6 protein-coding genes are annotated in these 10,028 nt (G+C 42.4%); 1 reads left to right on the forward strand and 5 read right to left on the reverse strand.

Features of this window, described 5'->3' with window-relative positions:
- Window positions 1-17: 17 nt before the first annotated feature.
- Window positions 18-1,094, forward strand: coding sequence for a Gfo/Idh/MocA family protein (locus V7654_RS17710; RefSeq protein ID WP_335432008.1), 1,077 nt, complete (start codon window positions 18-20; stop codon window positions 1,092-1,094).
- Window positions 1,095-1,182: 88 nt separating this feature from the next.
- Here the strand turns inward: V7654_RS17710 and V7654_RS17715 are convergent, their stop codons facing one another.
- From V7654_RS17715 to glgB, 5 genes are read right to left on the reverse strand one after another with little or no spacing between them, the layout of a single operon-like run.
- On the reverse strand, window positions 1,183-3,585 hold the full coding sequence (locus tag V7654_RS17715) for a glycogen/starch/alpha-glucan phosphorylase (RefSeq protein WP_335432009.1): 2,403 nt from the start codon (window positions 3,583-3,585) through the stop codon (window positions 1,183-1,185).
- Complete coding sequence (glgA, locus tag V7654_RS17720; protein WP_335432010.1) at window positions 3,575-5,026, reverse strand: glycogen synthase GlgA; 1,452 nt, start codon at window positions 5,024-5,026, stop codon at window positions 3,575-3,577. The genes V7654_RS17715 and glgA overlap by 11 nt, the downstream gene beginning before the upstream one ends.
- Window positions 5,023-6,054 carry a sugar phosphate nucleotidyltransferase gene (locus V7654_RS17725; RefSeq protein ID WP_335432012.1) on the reverse strand — a complete coding sequence of 344 codons (1,032 nt, stop codon included), beginning with the start codon at window positions 6,052-6,054 and terminating at the stop codon, window positions 5,023-5,025. Before V7654_RS17725 ends, glgA begins: the two co-directional genes overlap by 4 nt.
- Before the next feature lie 23 nt (window positions 6,055-6,077).
- Complete coding sequence (locus V7654_RS17730; protein WP_335432013.1) at window positions 6,078-7,226, reverse strand: glucose-1-phosphate adenylyltransferase; 1,149 nt, start codon at window positions 7,224-7,226, stop codon at window positions 6,078-6,080.
- Window positions 7,156-9,102, reverse strand: coding sequence for a 1,4-alpha-glucan branching protein GlgB (gene glgB / locus V7654_RS17735; RefSeq protein ID WP_335432014.1), 1,947 nt, complete (start codon window positions 9,100-9,102; stop codon window positions 7,156-7,158). The genes V7654_RS17730 and glgB overlap by 71 nt, the downstream gene beginning before the upstream one ends.
- Window positions 9,103-10,028 lie beyond the last annotated feature (926 nt).

Below are 10,028 nucleotides of genomic sequence, written 5' to 3' on the forward strand. Positions count from 1 at the left end.
ACAAGGGGCTGGTAATTTTGGAAAAATTTAAAGTAGGTATAATTGGGACAGGTTTTGGTGCCAAGGTTCATGCTCCTATGATGAATCACCATGAGGGATTCCATGTTGTGGCAATTTCAAGTGTATCAAGGGGCAATATCGGAGAGGCACGGAATGTCAGTGGAATAGATAAAGTATATACTGACTGGCAGCAGATGCTCGAACAGGAAACTCTAGATTTAGTAGTTGTTGCTTCTGCAGTAAATTTACATAAGGAAATGGCAGTTGCTGCTTACGGTAAGGGCGTTCACGTAGTTTGTGAAAAGCCCATGGCTTTGGATACGGAAGAAACGAAAGAAATGATTGCAGAAAGAGATCATGCAGGAAAATGTGGGCTTATCAACCATGAATTCCGCTTCCTGCCGGCACGAACAAAGGTAAAAGAAATCTTAGAAAGCGGCAGACTTGGGAAGGTATTGCATGTCCGCTACCTGTGCTCCTTCGCTAATTATACAGCACTTATTTCAAAACCTCGAGGCTGGCTGGGACAGGAAGAAAATGGTGGAGGAATGCTTGGTGCACTTGGCTCCCATATGATTGATTCTCTCCAATGGTGGTTGGACAGTACATTTAAAGAAGTGTTTGGCCAGTTGCCAATCCATATTCCTATACAGACCGATAATAACGGAAATAAAGAACTGAGGACAGCTGATGATGCATTCCAGATCATTGGCACTCTGGAAAATGGAACTACTGTAACGGTTGAGCTAATTTCCGCGGCACTCCAAACTGAAAACACATGGCGACTTGAACTATTCGGTACGGAAGGCACACTTGTTATGCTCGACGACAAAAAGGTTCTGCTATCAGCTGGAGATACCCTTTTTGAAGAAGTTGAATTAGTACCTGATATAGAAGCACCTTCAAGCATGCCTCAGGTTGCAGCAAGGTACTATAATGGCTTCCAAAGGGCTTTAGATGCACTCCATGCAACCCTGGTTTCCGGAAAGAAACACCCCTATCTTGCCGATTTTGAAGACGGATATTCAACTCAAAAGGTATTAGATGCTGTTAGGAATTCTGCGCGCGAAGGAAGAAAAGTAGAAGTGAAATAACTTATAAATAAAGAAAGTGACGTGTGCTAATTCACACGTCACTTCTTATGGTATTTAGTCTTTTATTTCATTGAGAAACTAATTCAGATTACACCTTTAAAGCAGACTTTATTTTCCAAATCTGGTCCGCATATTCGGAAATGGTCCTGTCGCTGGAGAAAAATCCAGACTTTGCAATATTAACGAGGCTCATCTGCAGCCAGGCATTGCGGTCTAAATATTTTCGGCTGACCTCCTGATGGGCAGATGCATAAGAATCAAAATCTCGCAGTACAAAATATTGATCATTGTGACCAAGCAATGAATCGTAGATCTCGGTAAAATGATTCTCTGTATCCGGGAAAAATCCATTGACCAGCTGATCCGCCACTTCACGGATTCGCTTGTCATGATGGTAATATTCAAGTGAATGGTAACCGCCATTGTTTTGGTAATCTAGCACTTCTTCAGCGGTCAAGCCAAACAGGAAGATATTATCCCTGCCAACCAAGTCTGTGATTTCCACATTGGCACCATCAAGGGTACCAAGCGTCATTGCGCCGTTCATCATGAATTTCATGTTACCCGTTCCGGAAGCTTCCTTGCTTGCTGTTGAAATCTGCTCGCTGATATCCGCAGCAGGGAAGATTTCTTCTGCCAAAGACACCCGATAGTTTTCGAGGAAGACAACCTTTAGCTTCTCATTTACAGCCGGATCGTCATTTACCTTGTTGGCAACACTATTAATCAATTTTATGACCTTTTTAGCAAAATAGTAGCCTGGTGAAGCTTTTGCTCCAAAAATGAATGTTCGCGGATACAGTAAAGCTTCTGGATCCTCCTTAAGAGCATTATACAGGTACATGATGTGGAGGACATTCAACAGCTGGCGCTTATAAGCATGCAGCCTTTTTACCTGAACATCAAAAATCGATTCAGTATCAATTTTCAAACCAGTTTTATCAAAGATTCTGTTTGCCAGTCTCAGTTTGTTTGCCTGTTTAATAGCATGCATTTTGTCAAGAAATGCAGAATCTTCTCTAAACCTCATTAACTCCTCAAGCTGTTGAGGTGCTGAAATCCATTCAGGTCCAATTGAATCCGAAATCAACCCAGATAATTCCGGATTGGCTTTCAATAGCCAGCGGCGATGAGTGATTCCATTCGTCTTGTTATTGAAGCGCTCAGGATAAAACTGATAATATAAATTCATTTCACGATTTTTCAAAATTTCTGTATGGAGCATTGCCACACCATTGATGCTATGGCTGCCAACAATCGCTAATGGGGCCATCCTGACCTCACCATGGGCGATGATCGCCATGCTTTCCACCCTATCCCAATCACCAGGGTATCGTTCCCATACTTGTTTGCAAAAACGCTCGTTTATCTCTTCGACAATCATAAATATACGAGGAAGCAGCGGTCTGAAAATCCTGATTGGCCATTTTTCGAGCGCCTCTGCCAGTGTCGTATGATTTGTGTATGAAAGTGTTTCGACGGTAATATGCCATGCATCATCCCAGCCGAGCCCTTCCTCATCCATCAATATCCTCATCAATTCAGGAACAGCGATCGCCGGGTGAGTATCATTAATATGGATGCTGACATAGTCATGGAACTCTAGCAAGCTCTTATTCTTCTTTTTAAAAGATTGCACGATTGCCTTTAGGCTCGCAGCGACAAGGAAATATTGCTGCTTAAGGCGAAGGATCTTGCCTTCATCATGTGTGTCATCAGGATATAAAAACTCTGAAACGGATTCTGTGTCCTTCTTATATTTGAATATATCAGCATTAGCCGGAAACCTAGATGGTTCCGCATTCCATAGCCTCAATGTGTTGACTGTTTCAGTCTGGTACCCGATGACAGGCAGGTCGTATGGGACGGCCATGACCGTCTCTGCGTTCAGATGCCTGAACACTAGGCGACCATTTTCCATCCGGCTCTCGACTTCACCCCAAAAGGGGATTTCAACCGCATCGTCTGCCTTGCGCACTTCCCATACATGTCCGTGACGCAGCCATTGTTCAGGAAGCTCCACTTGATACCCATCAACAATTTTTTGCTCGAACAACCCGTGTTTATAACGGATCCCACAGCCGTGGCCTGGCAAATCCAGTGACGCAAGTGAATCGAGAAAGCAAGCAGCAAGACGGCCAAGTCCGCCATTGCCAAGCCCGGCATCCGCTTCTATTTCTTCCAACTGGTCGAGATTGATTCCCAGTTCTTCGAGTCCTTCGCATACCACTTTCTCGACACCTAAATTTATAAGATTATGCCGCAGCAGCCGGCCAAGCAAGAATTCAATCGACAAGTAGTATACTTGCTTCTTAGCTCCAGCGCGGTACAATTCATTCGTCTTTATCCAGTCTGCGCTCACATGCTCCCTGATCATATGCCCGAGAGTCTGGAACTGCTCCCGGCTCGTGCTTTCTTCGAAACTGGTACCAAACATCATCTCGAGTTTTTTCAAGAAAGCAGATTTGAATTTGGGAACACTAGAAAACATGCGATTCACTCCTTGAGATGAGATCAGAATACAACTCATTGTATTGTTTGGCAGATTGAGCCCAGCTGTAATCTGTTTCCATGGCATTCCTGGCCAGGCTTTCCCATCTATCTTCCTGGCGGTAGAGAGATAATGCTTTTTCAATTGTAAACAGCATGTCATGGGCATTGAAATTTTTGAATGTAAATCCATTACCCCCACCATTAAACTCATTATATGGCTGGACAGTGTCGTTCAGTCCGCCTGTTTCCCGGACTAGAGGAACTGCTCCATAACGCATCGCAATCATTTGGCTTAGCCCGCATGGTTCAAATCTTGAAGGCATGAGGAACAAATCAGCTCCACCATAGATCTGATGAGCCAAATTTTCATCAAAACCAATATATGCCCTGCACTGTTCAGGGTACTGCGCTGACATATCCCTGAAGAATTGTTCAAATTCCGGGTCCCCTGTACCGAGGACAACTAGCTGTAAACCAGTCGCCATGATTTCATGAAAGACTCCCGTGACAAGGTCAAGGCCCTTCTGTTTGGTTAATCGGGTTATCATCGCTGCAACTGGGATCTCCGTGCTTTGCGGAAGTCCAAAAAACCGCTGGATCTCGAGCTTATTTTCGACTCGCATTTCATATAATTCCGGACTGAATTTGCTGGCAAGCCCAGCATATGTTTTTGGATCATACAAATCATGATCAATTCCATTCAAAATCCCTGTCAGGTCTTCACGTCTCTTTCTCAGAATTCCATCAAGCTTTTCTCCATAATACGCTGTCTGAATTTCATCCCTGTAAGTCGGGCTGACAGTTGTAATATGGTCAGCTGAAATCAAGGCCGCCTTCATAAAATTGGCATTGCCGAAAAACTCGAGCTGCTCTTCATTGAAATAACGGCTGTCAATGTGCAGCAAGTCACCGAGAATTTCACGTGGGAAAATGCCCTGGAACTGAAGGTTATGAATCGTGAATACAGAACGGATTAATCCATAGCCAGGCTTCTTATAGTATTCTGTCCTTAGTAAAAATGGGATCATCCCGGTGTGCCAGTCATGGCAATGAATGACATCAGGGTAAAATTCAACTTCAGCGATAAAATCGAGCACAGCGCGATTAAAAAAGGAAAAACGTTCACCATCATCATAATGGCCATAAAGCGAATCCCGCTTGAAGTAGTATTCATTGTCAACAAAGTAAAAGGTAACTCCCTCATATACTAGAGTTTCAATTCCACAATATTGGGAGCGCCAGCCTACCTGCACGCTATACTCTTTCACTTGCCTCATTTCAGCGCGGAATTTTTCCGGAATCATCCCGTACTTTGGCAAAATCACCCTTACATCTGCCCCCAGCTTTTTTAATTCCTTTGGCAGAGATCCGGCAACATCTGCCAAACCGCCAGACTTGATGAATGGGACACACTCCGATACTGCAAACAATACTTTCACGACCCAGTCCTCACTCCCTGAACCGTACCCTTGCGGATGACAGCTGGTGAACCTTCTGGCGCTGTAATGACAGTACCTGCTTCAATGCGTACATCTTTATCGACGATAACAGATTCCAAAGTACAGTTCTCCTTAATTTGCGTTTTTTGCATGATGATACAGTTACGGATAACTGTATTTTTCCCAATTTTGACTCCCCTTGCGATGATGCTGTTCTCCACGGTCCCTTCAATCAGCCCGCCGTTTGCTACCATTGAATTCCGGACGGATGCCTCTTTTTCATAGCGGGTAGGAGGCTCATCCTTGACCTTTGTTAATATTGGCCGCTCTTTAGGAAATAGCTGCTTCCATACTTCAGGGTTCAACAAATCCATGCTGGCAGTATAATACTTCTCAATTGTATCTACCATTAGTGCATAACCATCACATTGATAATAGCAAAGCTTAAACTGGCTCTCGATATCTGTTACCACATCTCTCATAGTCGAATAGCCTGTTTCATTGCGGGTAGTAATCAAATCCATCAGCAGGGTCTTTTTAATGAGGTATATACCAAGCGATGCTCCGTCCTTCTGCACCTCAGTAATATCACAGCCTGATTTTAGATGCCAGTCAAGCAACGGCTGAAAATCCATATTAAAAACAGTATAGGAATTTGATATTAAAGCATATTCCTGGGTGCTGCGTTCGAAAAAGTGGATATTGTCCGCAAAATGGTCAAGCGACCCTATTCCTGGATGATAGGGCTGATCCAGATTAGGTGTAGGGAAGAAAAACAAGCCATCCCTTTTGCGGTTTAAATCCCAGTTCTTGCCTGATTCCAAATGGTCCATCAGCGACCTGTATTGAAATTTCGGAAAAATCGCCACGCTATGGATACCTGAATTCACCATATTGGACAGAATGAAATCGATCAGACGATATCGACCGCCAAATGGTATGGCTGCAACAGATCGGTGGAGAGCTAGTTCATGGAGATCGTCGTGAACTGTTGTTGCGTCTATTACTCCCAATAATTGTTTGTTCATTTCTCTTTCCTCCCGTAATCGGATCAATTAGACTGCAATTCTCCGATTGTCTCTTCCGATACTAAAGTGATTTCATTGCTATCAAGTCCTGGTCCAATAATTGTTCCGTCAGGCACGTGAACTCCCGGGGATACAATGGCTTTTTCAATCCTGCAATTAATTCCAATCACAGCATCTGGCATAATCACCGATTCCTTTACTAGAGCACCCTTCCTTACTGTCACACCCTGAAAGACCACCGACTTGGATACTTCCCCTTCAATCTTGCAGCCCTCATTGACAAGAGAGTCCGTCACTTCACCTTCTGGACAAATATATTGCGGAGGCTGGTTAGGGTTTACAGAATAGATTCGCCATGACTGATCAAACAGGTTCAATTCGCAGTTCCGGTCCAATAAATCCATATTCGCTTCCCACAGACTTTGAACAGTTCCTACATCTTTCCAATAGCCTTTAAATGGATAGGCAAAAAGTTTCTTTTCTTCTTTTAACATTAAAGGAATGATGTCCTTGCCAAAGTCATGGCTTGAATCAGGATTTTGATCATCCCTTATCAGATATTCCCTTAAAAGGCTCCATTTAAAAATATAAATACCCATTGAAGCAAGATTATTTTTCGCATGTTCAGGTTTTTCTTCAAATTCAGTAATTTTTAACTCAGAATCGGTGTTCATGATGCCAAAACGATTTGTTTCCTCCCACGGTACCTCGATTACAGAAATGGTAGCATCTGCACCCTTTTCGATATGGTAATCAAGCATCAGTTCATAATTCATTTTATAAATATGGTCGCCAGAAAGAATCAGCACATATTCAGGGTCATATTGATAGAGATAGTTCAAATTTTGATAGATGGCGCTTGCAGTACCTGAATACCATTTAACCTCTGATGTTTCCGCATATGGCGGCAGCACGGTTACACCGCCATCCTTTCTGTCAAGGTCCCAGGCACTTCCGATTCCTATATAAGAATTGAGCAAAAGCGGCTGATACTGTGTCAAGACACCGACAGTATAGATGCCTGAATTGGTGCAGTTGCTTAGAGGAAAATCAATGATCCGATATTTGCCGCCAAAAGGGACAGCTGGTTTAGCTAGGTTCTTAGTCAATGAGTGCAGACGGCTTCCTTTTCCTCCTGCCAACAGCATTGCTACGCATTTCTTCTTTTGCATGATTGTTTCTCCCCTTTCTTTTGATAACAGGACGTAAAATCGTAATTCCGAATGGAGAAATATTCATTTCTATAGAATATGGCCTTCCATGGAAGGCTATTTCTTTCGCTTCAATCACCTTTTTATTGATAAAACCAGAACCCCCAAATGGTTGGGCATCGCTGTTCAATATTTCGCGGTACTCACCTGGCCTTGGGACGCCGATCTTGTAATCGCTGTATACTTTTTCAGTAAAATTGCAGACAATCACAAGGATTTCTTCCGGGTTCTTTCCTTTTCGAATAAAGGAAAATATCGACTGTTCATTGTTATCAGCATCGATCCATTCAAACCCTTCATAGCTATGATCCACTTCATATAATGGCTTTGAACGTTTGTACAGCTTCATTAGTTCTTTCACATAAACATTCACCTTTTGATGCAATTCATAATCGAGCAGGTTCCAGTCGAGCTGCTCTTGATCCTTCCATTCGGAGAACTGTCCAAACTCTGTCCCCATAAAGGTCAGCTTTTTCCCAGGATGGGCAGCCATGAAGCCAAGTAATAATCTGAGCTGTGCGAATTTTTGCCAGTAATCCCCTGGCATTTTATCAAGCAATGACTTTTTACCATGGACAACCTCATCATGTGAAAAGGGAAGAACAAAGTTCTCAGAAAAGGCATACAGGAGAGAAAAAGTTACTTTATCATGTATATGCTTCCTTTCATGCGATTCTGTCTCCATATACTTTAGTGTGTCATTCATCCATCCCATGTTCCATTTATAGGTAAAACCAAGGCCTCCATACTCCACAGGAGCTGTCACCTGAGGCCAATCAGTTGAATCCTCAGCAATCATCAAGGCGGCAGGCTCATAATCCTTTACAGCCTTATTCAGCTTCTTTAAAAACGCCACTCCGTTGGGATTAGCAGCTTGAACTGAATTTGGCCAGTATATGATATTGGCCACAGCATCAACCCTAAAGCCATCAATATGATATTTCTCAAGCCAGAATAAAGCACTTGAAATCAGGAAGCTCTGGACCTCTGTTTTTCCCAAGTCAAAATTGGCCGTTCCCCAGACACGATTTTCACGGTCATTTTCAGATTGATATTCAAAAACATAGCTGCCATCAAACTGGTACAATCCATGCGCATCCTTGCAAAAATGTCCTGGAATCCAGTCAAGGATAACTCCGATTCCGTTTTGATGGCATACATCAACGAAATACATAAAATCATGCGGGGTACCATATCTGCTGGTAACAGAAAAATAACCGGTAGATTGATAGCCCCAAGAGATATCGAGCGGATGCTCAGTTAGCGGCAATAATTCAATATGTGTGTATCCATGCGTTAAAATATAAGGAATCAGCTCATCTGCCAGTTCACGGTATGTAAGGAATGAGCCATCTGCTGCCTTTTTCCAGGAGCCTGCATGCAACTCATAGATATAAATAGGTTCATCCAGGCTGCTCTTCCTCTCCCGCTTCTGCAGCCATTTATGATCATTCCATTTATAACCATCCAGGGGATAGACAACAGATGCCGTATTAGGTCTTACTTCAGAAAAAAACGCATATGGGTCAGCCTTTAAGATTCTCTCTCCTGCTGCTGTTGTGATCTCATATTTATACACTCTGCCACTAAGATCGCCCTCCAGGACAAGCTGCCACACACCCTCATTATTAACTTTATGAAATTCGAACCCATTTCCATCCCATTGATTAAAGTCGCCCGCCAGCTTTACTGCAGCCGCCCTCGGAGCCCACACACAAAATCGAGTATATGTATCATCTTCTCTTTTAATTACATGCGCACCAAATAAATTGTAGCTCTGATACAAAGTTCCTTCATGGAATAGATGCAATTCAAACTCTGTTGGATTGATCACCAAATCTCTCCACCTGCCTTTGTTATGTAAAAAAACAACCTTTTTCAGTAGTATTCTAGTTATCAACGCGAAATCCTTGTAAACATTTTTTTAATGTTTCGACAATAAACCTTAATAAAATTATAATATCGACAAACACTGACAATTGGTAGCGCTTTAATGTACTAAATCTTCCAATTACGCGAATTATGTTGAAGGAAAGTTCACTATTTTTGATAAGAGAATAATGATTTTTTAGAGGAAGTTCTGAATTTTCTCAGGTGAAAGATAGTAATAGCAGTAAAAATATTATTGTATTGATAACGTTTTCATTTTAACTTATTATTTAACTTTTCTCATTGAGGCGACTCTCAAACAATGCAAGTAGGTAAAGAGGTCTGTGGCATTGGCATTTTAAGAGAACCATTCACCAAAATCTAGGTAAGAATATGGAAGTAGGTGTCTAGTGGAAGGGGAATTTTGAAAACCATGCTTAAGTTTATTGCAAAATGAGTTATTATTTATTCTAGCCAATTTCGACTTATTAAACATAAAATCTATATTATATACCCTTTTTTGGGGTAAATAAACCTAAATAGAGTTATGTTTACCTTTTATAAAAAAACTATAAATAGATTGTCCAGCAGGTGACCTGGCTGGATTAATTTGTCTTATGTTTCTTTAAAATGAAAGGCTGTGTGGCTGTGTTAAAGGTCAATTTTGATTTTTAACACTTGATGATTGGAGCGGAGAGCACTCGACTCCTCCGAAAATGCTAACGCATTTCCATCGTGCGTGGGCAGATTCGAGGATGCTGTTCAGTGTCCTGCCGGATCAGCGGCCAAGGGGAGACCCAGGTAGAAATGGTCCTCAAGAAGGACCATTTCACCCCGCAGGAGCAAAGCGACGAGGAGGCTCACCTGACGCCTAAGAAGAATTCGGTCTTTGAA

It is taken from the genome of Bacillus sp. JJ1609, from assembly GCF_036967045.1.
GTDB lineage: Bacteria > Bacillota > Bacilli > Bacillales > Cytobacillaceae > Mesobacillus.